The sequence below is a fragment of the Actinopolymorpha sp. B17G11 genome (assembly GCF_040196095.1).
In the GTDB taxonomy this organism is placed as follows: domain Bacteria; phylum Actinomycetota; class Actinomycetes; order Propionibacteriales; family Actinopolymorphaceae; genus Thermasporomyces.
Genome location: NZ_JBEFTW010000001.1, coordinates 481684 through 500913 on the forward strand (window position 1 = coordinate 481684; position 19230 = coordinate 500913).

The window sequence follows — 19230 nt, forward strand, 5'->3', positions numbered from 1 at the left end:
GTACGCCTGCCACACTCTGAACCCACTCGCCCAGTCCCAGGGGTGAACGGGGAGGAGCGACGACGGAAGGGGAAGGCATGGCGACGGGCAGTCATCCTGCGGTGGATTGGCTACTGGGCTCGGACGAGCCGGCCATCCGGTTCCTGACACGTCGTGACGTCCTCGGCGAGGCGGTTGACGAGGACGCGAGCGAGATCATGTCCGGTCCGAAGGTGACTGCGCTGTTGTCTGGCCAGCGGGACGACGGCGCGTTCAGGGGTGAACCTGGAATCATTCGCCGCTATCGCGGGAACAGCCGTAGGCCGGAGGATGTCATAGGCGTCGATCACGTGCCGGCCGGTGTTGCCGGCCACTGGAAGTCGACGCAATGGCGGCTGGTCTCGCTGGTCGAGCTTGCCATTCCACCGGGCGAACCCCGTACCGTCGCGGCCGCGAACTACCTCCTGAACGACATTCTCGACCGCCGCCGAAATCGTTTCGGTCCAAAGATCATCAACGGGCTGCCACGCATATGTGTGAACGCGGAGGGAGCCGCACTGGTCATCGGCTCCCGGCTGGGGATGGCTGCCGACCCGCGGGTGCAGCAGATGGCCGAGGCGCTGCTCGACTGGCAGTGGCCCGACGGCGGATGGAACTGTCACCGCAACGCATCCGGGCGCCGCTCCAACTTCCACGAGTCGATCAATGCCGCGTGGGGGCTGCACGAATATGCACGGGTGACCGGCGACGCCGCAGCCGCGGCCGCCGCCGACCGGACCGCTGAGCTGTATCTGCAGCATCGTCTGTTCTACAGCCTGGGTACCGGAATCCCCAGCCGCTTCCGACCCCACCCACCGCCGGCAGGCCAGGTGATCAACACGCGTTGGCTCCAGCTTGGCTACCCGTCGTACTGGCACTACGACATCCTGGCCGTCCTGATGCTCCTCGCCCGGATCGGCCGGATCGACGACGCCCGCGCCAGCGACGCCCTCGACCTGCTCGCACGCAAACGCCGACCCGACGGCCTGTGGGCCGCCGACCGACAGTGGTGGACACCTCCCGAGAGCCGCTTCGCCCACCAACACGAGGTCGTCGACTGGGGACGAGCCCACCAGCCCAGCGAGATGATCACCCTCCACGTCCTCCGAATCCTGCGCGCCGCCAGACGCCTCGCTCACGCAGGCGTTGCCTAGGAGGTCCCACGCATCGCGAAAACACCAACCAACCGGCATGAGGTCACCATGGACAGGCCGTCCCGGATACAGCTCGGTGCACTGACGATCGCGGCAACGCGGCCACGGATGCTGGCCCGCTTCTACTCCACGCTGCTGGGCTGGCCCTACATCAGGGAGGAGGAGCCTGGACCGGGACGACCACCAGACGCAGGCTACGCGCTGGTCTGCCCTCCTGACGGCGTGGCCGAGCCGGCCTTGAACTTCGAGTACGACCCCCACCATCGACGTCCCGTATGGCCGAGCGTCGAGGCGGAGCAGACCACTACGCAACACCTGGACTTCGGTGTGGACGATCTCGACGGCGCGGTTGCGTGGGCGATCGAGTGCGGCGCCACTCTTCCCGACTTCCAGCCGGCACCGTCACAGCACCGCGTGATGATCGACCCCGAGGGTCACCCCTTCTGCCTCTGCGCCAGCGGGGAGGAAACCTAGCGGCGAGCTGCCGGGCGCTCTTCCTGCTGGACCTGCGTGCCCCTGGGGGAGTTCGTTGCCCAGATTTGGGAGGCCGACGGTCGGTGACCCGTGGCATGCTGCCGCCATGGGTCTGACGGCGAAGCAGTTCCAACAGGCGGGCGGCGTCGAGGACTGGCGGGTGCTCGCGTTCGGGGCGAGCGCCTGGTTCGACGCTCCGTCGCAACCGGCCGGCGCGGCGCTGGTTCGCCGCGTTGCCGAACTCACCGGCAGCGCCGATCACCTGCCGGACATGGACCTGCGCGCCGGTGGGGTCCACGTCCGGATCGGCACGCCCGGTTCTGCGGGCTTCACCCAGACTGACGTGGCGCTGGCGCGGGCGATCTCGGCGGCGGCGCGGGACCTCGACCTGGCAGCCGATCCGTCCTCCGTGCAGACCGTGCAGCTTGCGATCGACGCACTCGACAAGCCCGCGGTGATGGCGTTCTGGCGCGCCGCGCTCGGCTACGAACGGCTGGATGACGACGACCTGGTGGACGCGATGCGGCGGGATCCGGCGATCTGGTTCCAGCAGCAGGATCAGCCACGGCCGCTGCGCAACCGGATCCACGTCGACGTCGCTCGCCCGCATGCGCTCACCCGCGAAGGGGTGGGAGCGGTCGGCGGCCGCTTTGCCGATGTCGGCGACGTCACGCTCGCCGACGCCGAGGGGAACGAGGCGGACGTCATCCCGGTGGGGCCAGGCGACGCGCTGGGCGAGGGACCGGAGACAGCCGACTGGCGCGACATGTTCGGCGTGATGACGTTCTACCCGCTCGCCTCTCCCTTGCGGGCAGCCGAGCTGGCCACTGTCGTGGCCGGTCTGGCCGACGACGCGGGCCTGCCGCTCCTGGTGGACATGCGCCCGGACGGCGTCACGATCGACTCCGGCAAGGACCAGGGGGAGGACGAGGGATTCGGTGACCTGGCTCGCCGGGTCCAGGCGGCGGCGCGCGGCATGGCGCTCACTGCGGACACGACTCGTCTACGCTTCGTTCAGATCGGGATCGACGCGGTCGACATCCCAACGGTCCGGGGCTTCTGGCGGGCTGTCCTCGGGTACGAATACGACCCGCGGTCCGAGTTCGGGGTCACCGACATCTACGATCCGCGCCGGCTCAACCTGCCGATCTTCTTCCAACAGATGGACGCCTCGGAGGAGGCCAGGCGCAACCAGCGCAACCGCATCCACGTCGACCTTTTCGTGCCCGACGACCAGGCTCGCGGGCGCATCGACGCAGCCATCGCCGCCGGAGGGCGGATCGTGTACGACGACGAGGCGCCGGAATGGTGGACCCTCGCCGACCCCGAAGGCAACGAGGTGGACATCGCGGTCTCGGTCGGGCGTGAAGAACTCTGGCTGGCCGCGCGAGCAGAGTCGAACTGACACTTCGCAGCGACTGAAGGGTGAAGGTCTTGGGGACGATCCACACGGGTGTGGTGGAACTGCACCTGACGGTCCGGGACATGGAGGAGGCCGACCTGCCGCTCGTCGCCTGCTTCTACTCGCCACTGGGCCTGGAGAAGATGACCGAGGAGCTCGAGCGGGCGCGCCGTGGCGTCGTCGACCATCTGGTCGTGTGCTCGCCAGTGGGGCTGCCGGTCGCGAAGGGCGCAGTCAACTACGACGAGAAGCCCGAGGCGGGGGTGATCTGGACCCTCTCCGTCCGCACCGAGCTGCGCTCGCTCGGGATCGGGTCGGTGCTGATCGCTGCGGCCGAGGATCGGATCCGGGCGCGCGGACTGCGCCGTGCGGAGATCAGTGCGGAGGAGAACAATCCACGGGCACGTGCGCTGTACGAGCGGCTGGGTTACGTGGCGTATGGCAGGGAGCCCGCCTCCTGGGACCAGGAGGCGGAGGACGGCACGATCCAGCGGTACGAGACGATGTGCACGGCGTTGCGCAAGGACCTTGGCCCCTGAGGCAGGTCGATCATGTGGGCTCGGTGTCCGCCCGGACCCCTCGGGGGTGCGGTACGTGGTCGTTCCCTAGCGATAGGCGCGGGCCTGCAGTTCGAACAGTTCGGCGTAGCGCCCGCCGGACCCGACCAGGTCCTCATGCGCTCCCGTCTCGGTGATCTGACCGTCTTCCATGACGACGATCAGGTCGGCCATGCGTACCGTCGAGAACCGGTGTGACACCAGCACCGTGAGACCGCCCGTCCGGGCCGCCGCCACCTTGGCCGCCGCCGCGAACTGCTCGAACAGCGCGTGTTCGGCGGCCGGGTCGAGCGCGGCGGTCGGTTCGTCGAGCAGCAACAGCAGGGGCTCGTCCCGCATGAACGCACGGGCCAGCGCGAGCCGCTGCCACTGGCCGCCGGACACCTCGACCCCTTCGGAGAACCGCTTGCCGAGTTGGGTGTCGAGCCCGTTCGGTAGGTCGCGTACGACGCCGACCGCACCGCCGCGACGAAGCGCGGTCCCCACCGTCTCTTCGTCGTCCATCCGGGCGAGATCGCCGATACCGACCGACTCGCGCACCGTGAACTCGAACTTGGTGAAGTCCTGGAAGCTCGCCGACATCCGCTGCCGCCACTCGCCAGGCGGGATGGCGCGCAGGTCCACGCCGTCGACAAGCACCGCCCCCTCGGTCGGGTCGTAGAGCCGGGCGAGCAGCTTCACGAGTGTCGTCTTGCCGGCGCCGTTCTCGCCGACCAGCGCCACTGTCGAGCCGGCTGGCAAGCTGAGGTTGACATGGGACAGCACCGGCTTGTCCGAACCGGGGTAGGCGAATCCGACGTCGCGCAGGACGATTCCGGAAGTCAGCCGTTTGGGTGCCGGCGCGCTGGTCTCAGCCCACGCGTGCTCCTTGGCATACTCGCGCAACCAGTCGTAGCGGGCGAAGCTCCGGATCACCTCGCCGACCCAGTAAACGTTCTGTGCGATCCCGCCGGTCATCTGGTCGATCTGCGGCGCGATCAGCAACAGCAGCACGACATCGCCGGCACTGGCCTGGCCCTGACGCGCCCGCCACACCACCCAGATCACCGCGGCGATGTAGGCGGCCGCGAATCCCAGCCGCACCGTGCCGTCGATCAGACCGCCCCGCTTCGTGGCGCCGAACAGCACGCGATAGCGGTCGTTCTGCAGCTTGATGATCCGGTCGACGAGCACCGAGTTGAGCCCGAAGACCCTGAGCTCCAGGCCACTTCGCGGATCCTTCGCGATGTCGGCCAGCCGGTCGGTCAGGCGCTCCTGCTGCATGGTTTCTTCCCAGGCCTCCTGCTCCATCCGACCACTGACGTACGCCGACCAGATGCGCGCCGACCCGAGCAACGGCAGCACCAGCAGCAGTGGATGGACCGACGCCAGGAGCGTGAGCACCGTGGCCGTGTTCGCCAGTGTCGCCACTGCGAAGAGCAGGATCTCGGCGCCGACGCCCAGCCGCCAGGAGCGCTCCCGGATCAGCTCCAGCCGGTCGGCGAAGTCGGAGCGCTCGTGATGCATGATGCCCGGCACACCCGTGGTGACATCGAGCAGGTCGGCGTGCACCTGGCGGGCGACGCGTTCCTGCGCGGTGTCGCGCATCGGATCGGTCAGCACCATGCTGACGAACGACACGGCGAAACCGGCGACGATCACCCCGATGCCCCACCCGATGGCGGAGGTCTCCGTGCCGGTGAGACCGTCGACGAGCAGCTTGACGCCGTACGTCTGCATCGGTGACGTCACCGACTGGACGGCGACCAGCAGGCACAACAACCCCATGAGCACAGGAGCGGCCCGGAACGCGGTACCGAGCCAGAGCCGCAGGATCCGCACTGTCCTATCCATCGACTGGCCTATCCATCGACCGCCTCCAGCTCGGTGTCGCGCTCACCGGTGACGTAGCGCTCGGCCTGCAACCGGAACATCGAGGCGTACGTGCCGCCAAGCTTCACCAGCTCGTCATGGCTGCCGGACTCGGTGATCCGGCCGTCGGCGAGCACGCAGATCCGATGCGCGTCGCGGACGACGGAGAACCGGTGCGAGATGATCAACGACGTCACGCCGCTGGTCAGCTCGAGATAACGCTCCACCAGCTGGGCCTCGGCGCGTGCGTCGAGCGCAGCCGCCGGCTCGTCGAGCACCAGCACGCCCGCACCGGCGTGGACGGCGAACAGCGCACGCGCCAGCGCGAGCCGCTGCCACTCGCCGCCGGACAGGTCGACGCCGCCGTCGTAGGTCTTGTCCAGGATCGTGTCCCACTTGTCCGGCAGCGCGTTGATCACGTCCTCGATGCCGGCCTCCCGCGCGGCCAACTCCAGCGCGCCGGGATCCTTGGCGTGTTCGACGGCGCCGAGGACGACGTTGTCGGTGGCGGGCAGCGGGAAGCGCAGGAAGTCCTGGACGATCGCCGCCACCCGGCGCTGCCACGCACCGAGATCGAGCTCGGCCAGGTCCGTACCGTCGATCGTGATCCGGCCGCTGGTCGGCTGGTAGGCGCCGCCCAGCAGCTTGACCAGGGTCGACTTGCCGGCACCGTTGACACCCACCAGTGCGAGGGCCTCCCCCGCCCGGATCTCGAGGTCGAGCCCGCTCAGCACCTCGTGGTCTGAGCCTGGGTAGCGGAAGCTCACGTTCTCGAAGCGAATCGCCTCTCGCGGCATCTTGTCCACCACGTCGTTCACCTCGGCGTCGTTCACCTCGGCGACGGGCTCTGGATAGCGCTCGGCGATCAGCTTCGGCAGATCGCGCATCGAGCGGTAGGCCGACAACGCGCGTCGGATCATCATGACGCCGAAGCCGTTGTAGGACATGCCCACCGCGAGGATGGCCGGGACGGTGGTGGCCACCTGGGTCAGCGGGAGGTCACCGGCCAGTGCGGCCCGGCCGACCAGGAGGACCGCGCCGGCCTGCGCACCGAGATGGATCACGCCGACGCCGATCGCGGCGACCGTCCCACGCCGTCGGGCCTCCCAGACCGGCCGGAACGACTCGGTCCACTTCGCGACGTACCGGTCGACCAGAAAACTGCCCAGGCCGAAGACCCGCAGCTCCTTCGGTGCGTCGCGCATGCCGAGGTTGAACGCGTAGTCGGCCTGGCGCTGCCCCTCGGTGTTGCCGAACCACGAGTCGAGCTCGCGCTCGCAGGTCGTCGCGCGGTAGTACTCCATGAAGAGGGTGACCGCGACCAGCCCGATCGCGACGGGCCAGGAGAACATCTGTCCGACGAGCGCGGCCGAACCGAACAGGGTGAGCCGGCTGGACAGGAGCCAGCGCACGTTGCGTACACCACGGCCGACCTGGAAGCCGGCCTTGCCCTTGGCATGATCCTGGATGTCCTTGATCTGCGGGTCTTCCAGATGTGCGATCCGGCGCGGACGCAGCACCGGCTCGGTGATGCCGATGGCAAGCGCGCGGTGGACGTGGTTGTCGAGGTTGAGTCCGATCATCTGGTCGAACGTCGGCAGCATGCTTTCGACCAGGAACGCCGCGAGCAGCGCGGCGAGCAGCAGGCTGAACGCGGTCAACGACAGCGCGTCAGGCTTGTTGGCGATCACTCCGGGCACCGCGCCGACGACCTGGCCGACCAGGAACGTCAACAGCACGCTGAGCCCAGCGGAGGCGATCGCCAGCGCCAGCGACGTGGCGGCACTGGCGGGTGCGATCCGGAACATGTAGCGAAGGAGGGTGAACATGGCTCGACGACCGTAACGCCGGCCGCCGACACACTCGACCGGTTTTCGGCCGACCTAGGCGAGCCCGAGGAACGAGCGCCTGGCCTCGTCCGCCGTTCCGCCGTTGAGCGACAGTCCCAGCAGGTGCCATCCGCCGGACACGATGTGCAGCTCCGCCTGTGGGATGGTCGCGGCGGCGTGATAGGCGTTGCTGGGTTCGGCATCGCCGTCCTGCGAGCCGTGAAGCACCAACGTCGGGCAGGTGACGCCGGCCGTCAACGAGTCGTCGAGCGTTGCCCACTGTTCGAGGTCGTTCTCCAGGCCGGGTTCTCGGTCCTCATAGGGAGTGAGCGCGCCCAGCACAGCGCGGACATACTCCATCTTGCTGCGATCGGTCAGAATCCAGTCGACCGTTGTCCGCCGGGTCTGGCTGTCGAGGGACGACTCCTGTCGCACGAAGTCGGAGATGGCGGTGCGGGGCCAGCGGTGGGCGGCGACGGAGGTGAGCCACGCACCGTGGCGGCTCAGGTAGATCATCTTGACGAGGGCAGGTATTCGGGGGGCGTAGTGCCGGCTGATGGCGGACTCGAGGACCAGCGCGGTCGTCCTGGTTGGGTGTCGGCGGGCGAACTCGATGGCGGGCGGTCCGCCACCGCTGAGGCCGTAGGCGACCACTCTCGCCACGCCGAGCTCGTCGAGCAGAGCGGTAGCTGCATCCGCCTGCTCCGGGAAGGTTCGTCCCACCTCGAGTGGCGTGCGGAGGTAGCCGGGGCGGGACCAGCCGATGAGCCGGCAACCGAGGCTCGCCAGGGGAGCAAGCAGGTCGGTCTGCTCGTGGCCGCCGGGTCCACCGTGGAAGTACAGGACCGGCAGGCCGGTCGACGACCCGCTCACGGTGTACTCGATCGGCCCCGTACGCGTGGTGGCCAACTGGCTGCCCATCCTCAGCTCCGCTCGCCGTCGGGTGGCGAAACGCTTGTAGCCGTACGGCATGAGCACTCCCTTCGCCGTCGCGTCCACCGACGGGTGCGCGCTTATCCGGAGACGATCACCCGACGGCCGCCCTTGTCCGCCAGCCGCGTGACGACCGCCGTCGACTTGCCGGCTATCGACCCGGCGACGTAGCGATCGAGGAGGGGAAGCCGGGCGAGCCTCAGGATCGCGCGGCGCATCCGGAGCTGCAGGGCCGAGCGTGGAAGGAACCACCGGACGCTGTCCCTGGCGACCCGCTGCTTGGCTGTCACGACTGGCCGCATGGCACGCTCGTACTCGACCAGGGCGGCGTCGACAGTGCCGGCGCCGGCCAGGTGTTCGGCGAGGACGTATCCGCCGGCGATCCCGAGAGACGCTCCCTGGCCCGCCAGCAGCGACACCGCACCGCAGGCGTCGCCGACGAGGACGACCCGGCCCCGGCTCCAGGACGGCAGCTCGATCTGGGCGACCTGGTCGTAGTAGACCTCGGTCGGTGCCGGGCAGGCGGCCAGTGCCGTGGGAGAGATCCACCCCAACGAGGCGTACTCGCGGCGAATCGCCTCCCGCGGATCGTCGGGCAGCGTCGGGTCGGGCGTGCGGTGCACCGCGAACACGGCGACCTTTCCCTCGCGTAGTCCGTAGAAGCCCAACTGTCTGTCGACGGAGTCGGTCAGGCAGAACTGTCCGTCGACCTGTGCATGGATCGCGTCATCGTCGAACACGAACGCCGCGGTGTGGAAGCCGAGGTACCGAAGGTAGGTGTCTTCCTCGCCGAAGACGATCCGGCGCACCGCGGAGTGAATGCCGTCGGCTCCCACGAGTACGTCTGCTTCGAGCACGGCGTTGTCGGACGTGGTGACCGCCACGCCGTCCGCGTCGTTGGCGACGGAGATGATGCTGGTGTCGAATCGTAGGTCCACGGTGTCGGGCAGACTTTCGCGCAGTCCACGTTCGAGATCTGACCGCGTGATGCTCAACAGCCGACCGCGCACGATCTTGGCGAACTGTGCGAACCGCATCCCGGCACGGCGGCGTCCCGCCCCGTCCCGATAGGTCACCTCCTCGACGTGATAGCCGAGCTCGGCCAGGCGAGGCAGGACTCCCATCGCCTCGGCCGCGTCGTAGCCGGGGCCGAAGAAGTCGAGCATGTAGCCCTGCGTGCGTGGAGCCGCCGCCTTCTCCAGGACAACGACATCCCAACCGAGGGCGGCCAGCCGCTGTGCCGAAGCCAGCCCGGCGATCCCGGCACCACACACCACAGCCTTCATCTGCTTGCACGATCCTTCCCGTTGCCCCGCTGTTGTCGGCGAGCAGGTGTGAGGAGCCTTGCCAGGACAGGCGTCACGGTCGCGGCACTCGTACCGGGGCTGAGCGCCCGGTGCAGGACGAGCCCGTCGACCGCGGCCGCGACAACAGCGGCGGTCTGGTCCGGTGCCGCCACGCCGAGCCGCGCGAACCGCCTGGCGAGCAGCTCTCGGAAGTCCGCGACGACTGCCGCGAGTGCCGTGTGCAGCGCCTCATCCCGGGTCGCGGCCAGGAAGGACTCGACGAACAGCAACGACATCGGATCACGCCCGCTGTAGCCGTCCAGGGCCGACAGGATCACCTCCAGGGCGGCCTCCGGTGTCGAGGCATCCTCGAGCAGCGTCCGGAACTCCTCCATGACGCCGTGCATACTGTCGAGCGCAGCCCTGGACAGCAGCGCCTGCACCGACGCGAAGTGGTAGTGCACCAACCCCGGCGCAACCCCGGCCCGCTCGGCAAGCATCCGCGTACTGACCCCCGACCAGCCGACCTCCACGATCAACTCGGCTGCTGCGGCCAGCAGTCGTCCCCGCACTTCCCGACCACGGACCGTCGCCGATGCGGCCATCACACGCCCTCTGCGGTCATCGAGATTCCTGGTCATTCGCCCTGGGCGGTTGCCCAACTTTAGCATCGCGCGATGACAGCGCGACACCGAGGACGAAGGTCGCGGTCGCGATCAGGCGGTGACGCTCAAGTGCCCAGCATTCGGTCGAGCAGGGTGTCCAGGATGATCACCCCGGCCAGCGACCCGTCCGGCCCCACGACGGCTACCAGTGGGCTGCGGGTCCGAGCCATCAGCGCTGCGATCTCCAGCACGGTGGCCGAGGGGTCGACGACCGGTAGCTCCCGGCGTTGGTCGGGTAGGCATTCGCGGACCGTACGGTCCTCCAGTCCACGCAGGAACACGTCGGCGTGCGCCTCGTCGATCACCCGGGCGAGCGCCGGATCGTCCTGACAGTAGGCGGGCACACCGAGCCGCAGCACCTGGGTGCCCGGCAGTACGGTCGCCGGCCGGTTCTGCTGATCGACGACCACCAGGCCCGGCAGATTCTGGCCGGCGAGCAGCCGAGCCGCTTCGATGGCCGATGTGTCCAGGCCGACTGTGGGAAAGTCGGCCGCAAGGTCGCGTGCCCGCATCGGAAGCTCCTTCGTCCGGAATCGCTTCAACGACGCCGACCAGACTTCCCGGCACACCGCCGAGGACACTATCCCATCGCCGGCGGTCAGTCGCCGAGGCTGCCGAGGGCGTCGAAAGCCTGGTCGATGAGGTCGGGGAGTTCGGGTGTGCCGTTGCCCTCCGCCCACGTGGTGATCGCAGTGGTGAGTGCAGCCAGCGCAGCAGCTGCGACGACGCGGGTCTCCAAGGTGACGTCGGAGTCGGCGCGGGCCGCCAGCGTCTGGGCGAACAGCTGCTCCGTGGCGGCCAGGTTGTGGATCATTCGGGCCCGCAGGGCCGGAGTGTGCAGGATCAGCCGGGTTCGGACGAGGAGGGCGTCCCGGTCGGCCGCGTAGACGAGGCCCAACCCTTGGCGGATAGCTTCGCGGAGTGTGGTGAGCGGGCCTTCGTCGCCGGGGCGGCCCTCGATGAAGGCGACCAGCAGCGGGTCGTACTCGTCGTTCTCGACCACTGCTTCCTTGGTGGGGAAGTAGCGGAAGAACGTCATGTGCGACACGCCCGCGGCCGCCGCGATCTCGGCGACCGTCGTCGTCTCGTAGCCGTTGGCCAGGAACAGCCGCAGCGCGTGCTCCTGGATCGAACGCCGGGTCTGCGCCTTGCGCTGCTCGCGAAGACCGGGCGGGCTGGGCCGGCCCTCCGAGGCAGGTGCGGGTGCCGGTCCGGATGAGCGGTTGACGCGGCGCGGGGTCACAGTCGACCAGTCTCCACGAACCGGCCCAACCAGCCGTCCAGATCCTCGCGGCCCAACCCGCTCCGCCACGCGAGGTGGCCATCGGGCCGGACCAGCATGCTGAGCGGGGCGGACGTGCCGATCGGCTCGAGAACGGTCACGCCTTCGGCGCCGAGGCGCTCGAGTGCGGTCTCCTCGTCTGCGCCACCGACGGCGGCCGCCGGGCGGAGGAATGCCCACTGGCCACCGAGCTCTGCGTGCAGCCGGGTGCGGGTTCCGTCGGACCGCTGGCAGGCAAGATCCGGCACGCGGTCGCCGACCCGTGGGGTCCCGCCGGTCGGCGCCCACCGCAGCGGCCTCGGCCGCTGATCACCGAGCGGGCCGTTGCGGTAGGTCACCTTCAGCTGCGAGGCATGCTCCCAGATCAACCGCTGGATGGTCGGCCGGTCCATCAGCGGGACGAACAGGTGGTCACGAACCCACCGGGCGGGCGCGTTGTCGCCCAGCACCAGGCCGGTCATCGCGCTGGTGGAGCTCAGCACGTCGGCTGCGATCGGGCGACGTTCGGCCTGATAGGTGTCCAGCAAGGCGACGCCGGCGCGGTCGCGTAGCACCAGGGCAAGCTTCCAGGCGAGGTTCTCGGCGTCACCCAGCCCGGTGTTCATGCCCTGTCCGCCGAACGGGCTGTGGATGTGCGCCGCATCGCCGGCGAGGATGATGCGCCCGCTGCGGTAAGTCTCGGCCAGCCGCCGGTGGACGCGGAACGTCGAGGTCCACACGGTCCCGCGTACGGTCGTCGACGCGCAGCCGGCCTCGTCGCGCAGGAGGCCGATGAGGGTGTCGAGCACGGCACCAGGCGGTGTCCCGGCCGTGGGCGTGGGCGTTGGCTCCACTGGTGCCATCAGCCGCCAGAGGTCCGCACCCGGTAGGGGAAAGGCGCCGAGCATCCGATCGCGCCGCAGCCACACCGCGACACCATCGCGAGGAAGCGGAAGGTCGGCGTGGATGTCTGCCAGGAGGAACCGCTCGATCAGCGGGACACCGGGGAATCCGATGCCGGCGAGTTTGCGGACCTGGCTGTGCGCACCGTCGCAGCCGACCAGCCACCCGGCCCGTACGACCTCCCGCTGCCCGGCGACCTCGACGCCCACGCCCGTCGTGTCCTGACTGGCGTTCACGACCTCGCGTCCCCACTCGACAGGGACGCCCAACTCGAGCAGCCGGTCGGCGAGAGCGGACTCGATCTCTGCCTGGGAGACGAGCAGGCCCGGCCTCGTCACCAGCTTCGTCCGTTGGCCCACCCGCAGCGTGGCCGCACGGCGCCCGTCGAGGTGCACCGCGACGTTGGCGATGCCGAGGGACCGGTCGGGCAGGTCGCCGAGCGCCCCCAGACGGTCGAGCACCTCGGCACCCCGCGGTTGCAGGCCGAGTGCGCGAGACGTGGTAGCAGGTCCGACCGCCTTGTCCAGGACGCGAACCGAGGCGCCGCCCTCCACCAACCCGCAGGCGAGGGCGAGCCCGGTCGGCCCGGCACCGACAACCACCACGTCCACACGTCCAGTCATGGAGGTAAGTGTTATTGACTAACGTATGTTAGTCAATAACACTACGAGGGTCGCCCGAGGTTTCGGTCGGTCCCGGACAGCTTCGCCGTCAGTGCGACGCTGCGGCGCCACCGTCGAGGCCCGAATCGCCAGGAATAGTCGGCAGCCCGTCGTGGGTTCGCTCGGACATGACCGTCACACCATTCAGCCCGCGCACGCTGCTCGCGCAGAGTCGACTCGGTGTCCTCGCGACGATCAAGTCGAACGGCCGCCCCCAGCTTTCCCCCGTCACGCCCTTCTACGACCAGGAGGCCGGCATCATCTACGTGTCGATGACCGAGGGACGCGCCAAGACGGCGAACCTGCGTCGTGACCCGCGGGCCGCACTGGAAGTCACCAGCCCCGACGGTTGGGCGTGGGCCACCGCCGAGGGCACGGCGACACTCACGGGTCCAGGAACCGACCCCCACGGCCCCGAGGTCGAGGCACTGGTGGACTACTACCGCGCCGCCGCCGGAGAGCACCCGGACTGGGACGAGTACCGATCGGTGATGGTGTCCGACCGTAGGGTGCTCATGGCGATGACGGTCGATCACGTGTACGGCGCCAAGATCCGCTGACACCTGTCCTGCAGGGCGTCGACCGTCAGGTGCTGAGGTCGTCGGAGCGTCCGGCGTCCACGCGTGGCCACTGCGCGATGGGACGTCCGTTGGTGCGGAAGGGGTTGGCATCCGAGCGCGGCGGCGGCCAGCCGGCGGGTGTGTCCTGCCAAGCCTCGCGCCGGCCGTAGGCGGTCATGTCCAACAGCCCATAGGTGTTGTCCATCGCCTCCAGGCCGCGGCCGCTTGTCCAGTACGTCTCGAACACCCTGTCCTCGTGTCGCAGGTAGCAGACCAGAGGCGCCGGGGACCGTTGGCGATCGCCGAGCAGGGCATCCGCCGCGTCCTGCGCCGAGTACCAGGGCACGTCCCACCCCATGAAGTCGCGGTAACGGACGCTCACGTCGTACGGGCCCTGGCACAACGTGGCGTACGTGACGTCGCGCGAGTGCAGGTTCGACAGCTCGCGCACCTGGCCATTGAAGAACGTGCAGCCCTCGCACTGTTCGGCCGCGGAGTGGCCGACGTGCCACATGTGGAAGTACGCGATGAGCTGCTCCCGGCCCTCGAACACGTCGAGCAACGTGACGGGCCCCTTCTCGCCGATCAGCGTGACCGTGGCGTCGACCTCCACCATCGGCAGGCGTCGCCGTGCCGCCGCGATCGCATCACCCTCGTGGGTGTGCAGTACGGCGGGAACCTGCTGCTGAGCGCGCCTGCCGCCAATGACCTGCAGATCAGGCAGTACATGTACGGCCATTCGCTGTTGCGCTATCTCAACGACGGCCTCGATATCGGGCCTGGCCTGGTTTCGAGCTGGGAGACCAACGACGACGCGTCGGAGTGGACGCTGCACTTCCGCGAAGGGCTGAGGTGGTCCGACGGCGAACCGTGGACCACCGCCGACATCATGTTCTGGTGGGAGGACATGGTCCTCGACGAGGACCACACCGAAACTCCTCCCGACGAGTCGAAGTCCGGCAAAGGCACCCTCATGAAACTGACCGCGCGCAGGACGACCACACCCTGGTGATGACGTTCGACGCGCCCGGTCCCCTGACGGCGGCGCGGCTGGCCAGCTACGTCAACAGGGGCAACGGCACCACCTGGATGGAGCCGAAGCACTACATGCAGCAGTTCCACCCCCGGTACAACAAGTCCGTGGGCAAGGACTGGGCCACCGCGGACGGTGAGTTCGACCGGAAGCGCGACTACACGGCCAATCCCGAGTGCCCGACGATGACTGGTTGGCGGCTGAAGTCCTACCGCGACGCCCGCCAGGCGGTCTGGGAACGCAACCCTTACTACTGGTGCGCCGACCCCGACGGGCGACAACTTCCGAACATCGACACGTTGACCATCGCGGTCGTCGACGATCCGGAAGTCGGTCGCCTGCAGATTCAGGAAGGCAGTCTGAACTACGTTCACGGACCGTTCGCGGGTCTCACGCTGGCCGACATCTCCGGGTTCAAACAGACCGAGAACCGTAGTGGTGTCGAGGTGCTCCTCTGGGACGGCGGCAGTGGCACGGGATCGATGTTCTATTTCAACTACGACCACAAGGACCCGCGGATGCGCGCGTTGGTCCGCGAGCCGAAGTTTCGGCAGGCGCTCTCGCACGCGGTCGATCGGGACGAGGTGCAAAAGCAGGTCTACTTCAAGACCGGTGAGCCGACGACGGGCACGATGAGTCCGAAGGCCATCGAGTGCCAGGTCAACGACGAGGGAAGGAAGGTCTACCGCGAGTGGCGCGACTCGTACGTGACGTACGACCCGGCCCGTGCCAAGGCCCTGCTCGACGAGATCGGCGTCGTCGACAAGGACGGCGACGGGCGGCGGGAGATGCCAGACGGGAGCCCGCTGAAGATCCGCCTCGACTACCCGGCCGAAACCACCGAAGATCACCTGCAGAAGAAATGTCGTACGGCTGCCGGCCGCGCGACCTGCTGAAACGTGACTGGGAGGCCATCGGCGTCACCGTCGCTCAGAATCCGGTCTCACCCGACGCCTTCGGTGTTCAATGGGACGCGGGTCTGCTGGAGACACAGTCGGCCTGGGAGGTCGGCAACGGCCCCGACCATCTCGCCCAGGCGGCGTGGCTCGTCCCGATTGAACCCACTCGCTAGTCTCCGCTCGAGGGTCAGTTCTACAAGTGCGCGGCACGCCGGAGGAGAAGTCCCAGAAGGACGTCGATCCGTTCGAGCGGACCCCGCCACGGATGGAGCCCGACCCGGACGGACCGATCGCCGCCCTGTGGAAGCTGTACGACCAGAGCAAGGTCGAGCCGGACGCGATCAGGCGTCGGCAACTGGCCTGGGACATGGTCAAGATCCACGTCGAGGCCGGACCTTTCTTCATGGGGACGGTGTCGAACACACCGCAGCTGGTCCTCGCGCACAAGGACCTCAGGAATGTGCCGCGCCGGGAGAACCTTGCCCTCGGCGGTTTCGTCAATCCCTGGCAGCATCCGTCGCCAGCGGTCTACGATCCCGAGGCGTACTTCTGGGCCAACCCGGACGAGCACACCTGAGTAGAGGGTGCGGCCTGGACGCCTCAGGCCGCACCCTCGAATCCGGATCAGGGCCGGTCAGTCTGGCTGTCCACCGGCGCCCGCAGAAGCGTCTCCCTGACCGACAGTGGGGCGGGCACGTCGAGATTCAACAGCCGCGGATGGCCGAGGATCGCGACCTCGTACCCCATGACGAAACCCGTCTCGGGATCGAGGAGGAGCGTCTCGCGGAGGGTGGAGGTCGGGTAGTCCGGCGCCGCGCCACGTCGCTCCTGTGCCACGATCGCGAGGGAGGTCTGCTTCCGCCACGTGGTCGTCGTGTACGCCCGAAGTGGCAGGTACCGCGTGTCGGCCCAGTCGAAGTGTTCCTCATGGTCGGCGAGGACCCGGAGGAGTGCCGCACGGACCTCAGGGCTGAGCCGCGTTCCCCGTCCCCCTCGCCCGTCGCCCAGCTTGGGCTCACCCGACAGCGTGGCCACAGCCGCGAGAAGCTGCGCCGTGCCGTTGTCCTCGATCGGCTGACTCCGCATCGCCCGAAGCTTCGCGGCCATCGCCTGCGGATCCGAGGGGAGGGTGCGTGGCCGGCCGAAGTGGCCAGGTGGGTAGATCGTGTCCTCGATCCCTTCTCCCCACCTGCGTGCCTCCGCGCGGGCCCGCTCGGTCGCGGGATTCGGGAAGTAGGGCCTGCCGTAGTGCTTTCTCTCCCGTCCCGAACCATCCTGGTTGTTGATCCACTGCTCGGTGACGGTGGGAACGGCAACCGACTCCGCGCCGCCCGGGGCCTCCGCGTTGGTGCTGAGGTCCCAGCCCCACGACTTGCCGTACGTATATGGCCCGACCGCCGGAGGCGGGAGTTTCTCGACCTTCTCGGCCAACTCCCGCAGAACCTGCCGCGTGGTGCGGCCCGGGATCGGCGCCAGCGCCAGCACCGGTGGTGTCACCGCGGCCTGTGCGGTCGGACGCGAGGAGCGTCCCGGCATCGGCAGTTGGTCGGCCAGGACAACCGCCGCACCGGCTGCACCGGCGACACCCAGGGCCAGCACCCGCCGGCGCGCCACGCTCGTGCCCGAGCCTCGTTGTCGACCGGCGGCGTCGGCGTGTGCGTCGAGTAGGGCCTCCACCCGCCGGGTCACCCGCGCGGAGATCTCGGTGTCCCGATCGACCGCCACCGCAGGGTCGGCCGGCATCAGCGTCCGCACCCGTCCCACGTCCCTGCTTGTCCTGGTCACCTTGCTCACCTTGCTCATCTTGATCACCGCGTCCGTTCTTCCAGTCGCATCGCCTGCGTGCTCTTCGCCACCTCGGCGCGTTCGTCCGCGGCCAGCCGCTCCCACCGCTCCAGCCGACGTCGCGCCCTGTGCAGCCGGACCGCGAACGTGGCAGCTGAGCAACCAAGGACCTTCGCGGCTCCGGCCACGTCCATCCCCTCCCAGGAGACGAGCATCAGCACCTCGCGGTCGCGGACGGAAAGTCCGCGTAGCGCATGCACCGCGGACGCTCTGTCCAGCGCCGCAGCCTCAGCCGCCGGTCCAGCCGCCTCACCGGTCGACCCACGTAATCGCTCACCCAGCCGGGACGCACGTTCGCGCTGGCGCATGACGTCGGCCGCCACCCGTCTCGCTATCCCGTACAACCACGGCAGGACCTCACCCCGGAGCTGCCTGCGGCCACGCCAGGCGAGGAGGAACACCTCCGCTGCGGCATCCTCCACGGCGTCCGCCGGCAGCCTCCGCCACAGGAACTTCACCACCAGCACGTGATGCCGCTGATACATGTCCTCGAAGGACGCCCGATCCGTCAGGTCTGAGCCCACGCCACCCTCCCCGTCCGCCTAGCAAGCGTTTCCGCACCGCTCGCGTTCGAGGAGACAGACGGCCTGAGTCGTCGATCATTACAGGATCTCCTCGAACGCCTGGCTCACGTCCGCGCATCCGCGAGCGTGCCGCGGGTGCGACCCGGACGTCGCGCCGTCAGCAGCCCTACACTGTTCTGCCCCAGGCCCCCAGGCCCCCCAGGCCCCCCAGGCCTCGAGGCACCGGGCCCCAGGCGCAGCAGGAGGCGAGCGGTCGTGACAGGCCTCTTCGACTTCTCGGCGTATCCCAGGCTCACCACCGAACGCACGGTGCTGCGGGAGTGGCAGCCCGGAGACGCCGCCGACCTCTTCGTATGGCGCAGCGATCCCGAGGTGCAGAGACACAACTCCGAGCCGATGCGGGACGTGACCGAAGCCGCCCAGCTGATCAACGCTTCGCGGGGCCTACTCCGCGCAGCGAGGGATCTTCTGGGCGGTCACCCATCGCGGAGATGGGCGTGCCATCGGCCTTTTCGGGTTCAACTCCTGGGAGAGACACCACCGCCGGGCAGCGATCGGCTACGACCTCAGACGCAACTACTGGGGGCGCGGAATCGCGACGGAGGCTCTCGCGGCCATCCTCAGCTTCGGGTTCACCCGCATGGACCTCAACCGGGTCGAGGCGGAGACGATCGCCGATAACCATGCGTCAGTACGACGGCTCCAGCGCCTGGGGTTCCAGCGCGAAGGTCTCCGGCGGGCGTACACGGTGGAAGAGGACGGTACGTTTCACGACAGTGCGATCTACGGCCTCCTCGCCTCCGACTACCGGCGCCTCCGCCCCGCCCACACCGTCAGGTCGCCGGATCGACGAGAGTGAACGGGACGACCGACTTCAGCGGCACCTGGTCGCCGCGCAGCTGGTCGAGGAGAAGGTCGACGGCACGGCGCCACGCCCCATCTCCTGCTGGTCCTGCTTGATGTAGACGAAACTTCCGGCGCCCTGGGGTGATTCCAGGGAGTCGAAGCAGGCGATCACCCGGTCGGGTTCATTCTCACCGGCGTCTTCGAGCACCTGGCGCAGGAGGACGGCGATGTTGTACTCGCAGGCCACGAAACCGGTCAGGCCTGGCTCACGTTTCAAGAAGGCGTGCAACGCCTCGCGATCCGCCCTCGCCGCGTCGGCTGACCGCGAGCCCGGCAGAGTGCTGTGGAGCTCGGTGAAACAGCGTTCAGCATCCCCGGGGAACCCGCGTTCGCGCAGGGCGTCCCGGTATCCCTGCATCCGTTCCTCGATGCTGGAGGTGTTCTCCACCGGCGGCGAGAGGAAGGCGACCTGCTCGTGTCCCTCGTCAAGCACGCGTGCGGTCAGGGGCACCCTTCCAGATACTCCAG

Annotated in this window: 22 protein-coding genes; 10 read left to right on the forward strand and 12 right to left on the reverse strand. The window is 68.7% G+C overall.

Annotated elements, in window-relative coordinates:
- The first annotated feature begins 77 nt into the window (after positions 1-77).
- The 4 genes from ABN028_RS02105 (at position 78) to ABN028_RS02120 (ending at position 3587) form a co-directional block, all read left to right on the forward strand.
- On the forward strand, positions 78-1172 hold the full coding sequence (locus ABN028_RS02105; RefSeq protein WP_349695411.1) for a hypothetical protein: 1095 nt from the start codon (positions 78-80) through the stop codon (positions 1170-1172).
- A gap of 48 nt (positions 1173-1220) precedes the next feature.
- The gene (locus tag ABN028_RS02110) at positions 1221-1646 is read left to right on the forward strand and encodes a VOC family protein (RefSeq protein WP_349695412.1); all 426 of its coding nucleotides are present in this window, start codon (positions 1221-1223) and stop codon (positions 1644-1646) included.
- A 106-nt stretch (positions 1647-1752) separates the two neighbouring features.
- Positions 1753-3051: a 4a-hydroxytetrahydrobiopterin dehydratase family protein gene (locus ABN028_RS02115; protein ID WP_349695413.1), complete on the forward strand. Its 1299-nt coding sequence runs from the start codon at positions 1753-1755 to the stop codon at positions 3049-3051.
- A 20-nt stretch (positions 3052-3071) separates the two neighbouring features.
- Positions 3072-3587, forward strand: coding sequence for a GNAT family N-acetyltransferase (locus ABN028_RS02120; RefSeq protein WP_349695414.1), 516 nt, complete (start codon positions 3072-3074; stop codon positions 3585-3587).
- Between the two features lie 66 nt (positions 3588-3653).
- Here ABN028_RS02120 and ABN028_RS02125 read toward each other — a convergent pair whose 3' ends face one another.
- The 8 genes from ABN028_RS02125 to ABN028_RS02160 all read right to left on the reverse strand — a co-directional run bounded on the left by ABN028_RS02125 (position 3654) and on the right by ABN028_RS02160 (position 12956).
- On the reverse strand, positions 3654-5438 hold the full coding sequence (locus ABN028_RS02125; RefSeq protein ID WP_349695415.1) for an ABC transporter ATP-binding protein: 1785 nt from the start codon (positions 5436-5438) through the stop codon (positions 3654-3656).
- Positions 5439-5446: 8 nt separating this feature from the next.
- Entirely contained in the window at positions 5447-7285 is a 1839-nt protein-coding gene (locus ABN028_RS02130; protein ID WP_349695416.1) for an ATP-binding cassette domain-containing protein, read from the reverse strand.
- Positions 7286-7339: 54 nt separating this feature from the next.
- A complete protein-coding gene (locus tag ABN028_RS02135) occupies positions 7340-8257 on the reverse strand; it encodes an alpha/beta fold hydrolase (RefSeq protein ID WP_349695417.1) in 918 nt (305 codons plus the stop codon).
- Between the two features lie 41 nt (positions 8258-8298).
- On the reverse strand, positions 8299-9504 hold the full coding sequence (locus ABN028_RS02140; RefSeq protein ID WP_349695418.1) for an FAD-dependent oxidoreductase: 1206 nt from the start codon (positions 9502-9504) through the stop codon (positions 8299-8301).
- Positions 9501-10109 carry a TetR/AcrR family transcriptional regulator gene (locus tag ABN028_RS02145; RefSeq protein ID WP_349695419.1) on the reverse strand — a complete coding sequence of 203 codons (609 nt, stop codon included), beginning with the start codon at positions 10107-10109 and terminating at the stop codon, positions 9501-9503. The genes ABN028_RS02140 and ABN028_RS02145 overlap by 4 nt, the downstream gene beginning before the upstream one ends.
- Before the next feature lie 125 nt (positions 10110-10234).
- Entirely contained in the window at positions 10235-10681 is a 447-nt protein-coding gene (locus ABN028_RS02150; RefSeq protein ID WP_349695420.1) for a CBS domain-containing protein, read from the reverse strand.
- A gap of 86 nt (positions 10682-10767) precedes the next feature.
- The gene (locus ABN028_RS02155; RefSeq protein WP_349695421.1) at positions 10768-11412 is read right to left on the reverse strand and encodes a TetR/AcrR family transcriptional regulator; all 645 of its coding nucleotides are present in this window, start codon (positions 11410-11412) and stop codon (positions 10768-10770) included.
- Positions 11409-12956, reverse strand: a complete 1548-nt coding sequence (locus tag ABN028_RS02160) for an FAD-dependent monooxygenase (protein ID WP_349695422.1) — start codon at positions 12954-12956, stop codon at positions 11409-11411. The genes ABN028_RS02155 and ABN028_RS02160 overlap by 4 nt, the downstream gene beginning before the upstream one ends.
- Before the next feature lie 167 nt (positions 12957-13123).
- On the opposite strand from ABN028_RS02160, the gene ABN028_RS02165 reads away from it, so the two are divergent.
- Positions 13124-13555 (forward strand): PPOX class F420-dependent oxidoreductase, encoded by a 432-nt coding sequence (locus tag ABN028_RS02165; RefSeq protein WP_349695423.1) that lies wholly within the window; start codon positions 13124-13126, stop codon positions 13553-13555.
- Positions 13556-13580: 25 nt separating this feature from the next.
- On the opposite strand, the gene ABN028_RS02170 is transcribed toward ABN028_RS02165, so the two are convergent.
- Positions 13581-14171: a DUF899 family protein gene (locus tag ABN028_RS02170; RefSeq protein WP_349695424.1), complete on the reverse strand. Its 591-nt coding sequence runs from the start codon at positions 14169-14171 to the stop codon at positions 13581-13583.
- 39 nt (positions 14172-14210) lie between these two features.
- On the opposite strand from ABN028_RS02170, the gene ABN028_RS02175 reads away from it, so the two are divergent.
- Genes ABN028_RS02175 through ABN028_RS02190 form a run of 4 tightly spaced genes read left to right on the forward strand, consistent with a single transcriptional unit; the run spans position 14211 to position 16064 of the window.
- On the forward strand, positions 14211-14567 hold the full coding sequence (locus ABN028_RS02175; RefSeq protein ID WP_349695425.1) for an ABC transporter substrate-binding protein: 357 nt from the start codon (positions 14211-14213) through the stop codon (positions 14565-14567).
- Complete coding sequence (locus ABN028_RS02180) at positions 14567-15484, forward strand: ABC transporter substrate-binding protein (protein WP_349695426.1); 918 nt, start codon at positions 14567-14569, stop codon at positions 15482-15484. The genes ABN028_RS02175 and ABN028_RS02180 overlap by 1 nt, the downstream gene beginning before the upstream one ends.
- Positions 15451-15660, forward strand: a complete 210-nt coding sequence (locus tag ABN028_RS02185; RefSeq protein ID WP_349328822.1) for a hypothetical protein — start codon at positions 15451-15453, stop codon at positions 15658-15660. Before ABN028_RS02180 ends, ABN028_RS02185 begins: the two co-directional genes overlap by 34 nt.
- 26 nt (positions 15661-15686) lie before the next feature.
- Positions 15687-16064 (forward strand): hypothetical protein, encoded by a 378-nt coding sequence (locus ABN028_RS02190; protein WP_349695427.1) that lies wholly within the window; start codon positions 15687-15689, stop codon positions 16062-16064.
- A 47-nt stretch (positions 16065-16111) separates the two neighbouring features.
- Here ABN028_RS02190 and ABN028_RS02195 read toward each other — a convergent pair whose 3' ends face one another.
- Together ABN028_RS02195 and ABN028_RS02200 are read right to left on the reverse strand one after the other, a co-directional pair.
- Positions 16112-17272 carry a hypothetical protein gene (locus ABN028_RS02195; protein WP_349695428.1) on the reverse strand — a complete coding sequence of 387 codons (1161 nt, stop codon included), beginning with the start codon at positions 17270-17272 and terminating at the stop codon, positions 16112-16114.
- A 23-nt stretch (positions 17273-17295) separates the two neighbouring features.
- A complete protein-coding gene (locus ABN028_RS02200) occupies positions 17296-17856 on the reverse strand; it encodes an RNA polymerase sigma factor (protein WP_349328818.1) in 561 nt (186 codons plus the stop codon).
- A gap of 502 nt (positions 17857-18358) precedes the next feature.
- Here ABN028_RS02200 and ABN028_RS02205 point away from each other — a divergent pair.
- Positions 18359-18715, forward strand: a complete 357-nt coding sequence (locus ABN028_RS02205; RefSeq protein ID WP_349695469.1) for a GNAT family N-acetyltransferase — start codon at positions 18359-18361, stop codon at positions 18713-18715.
- 15 nt (positions 18716-18730) lie between these two features.
- Here the strand turns inward: ABN028_RS02205 and ABN028_RS02210 are convergent, their stop codons facing one another.
- Positions 18731-19213 (reverse strand): substrate-binding domain-containing protein, encoded by a 483-nt coding sequence (locus ABN028_RS02210; protein WP_349695429.1) that lies wholly within the window; start codon positions 19211-19213, stop codon positions 18731-18733.
- Positions 19214-19230 lie beyond the last annotated feature (17 nt).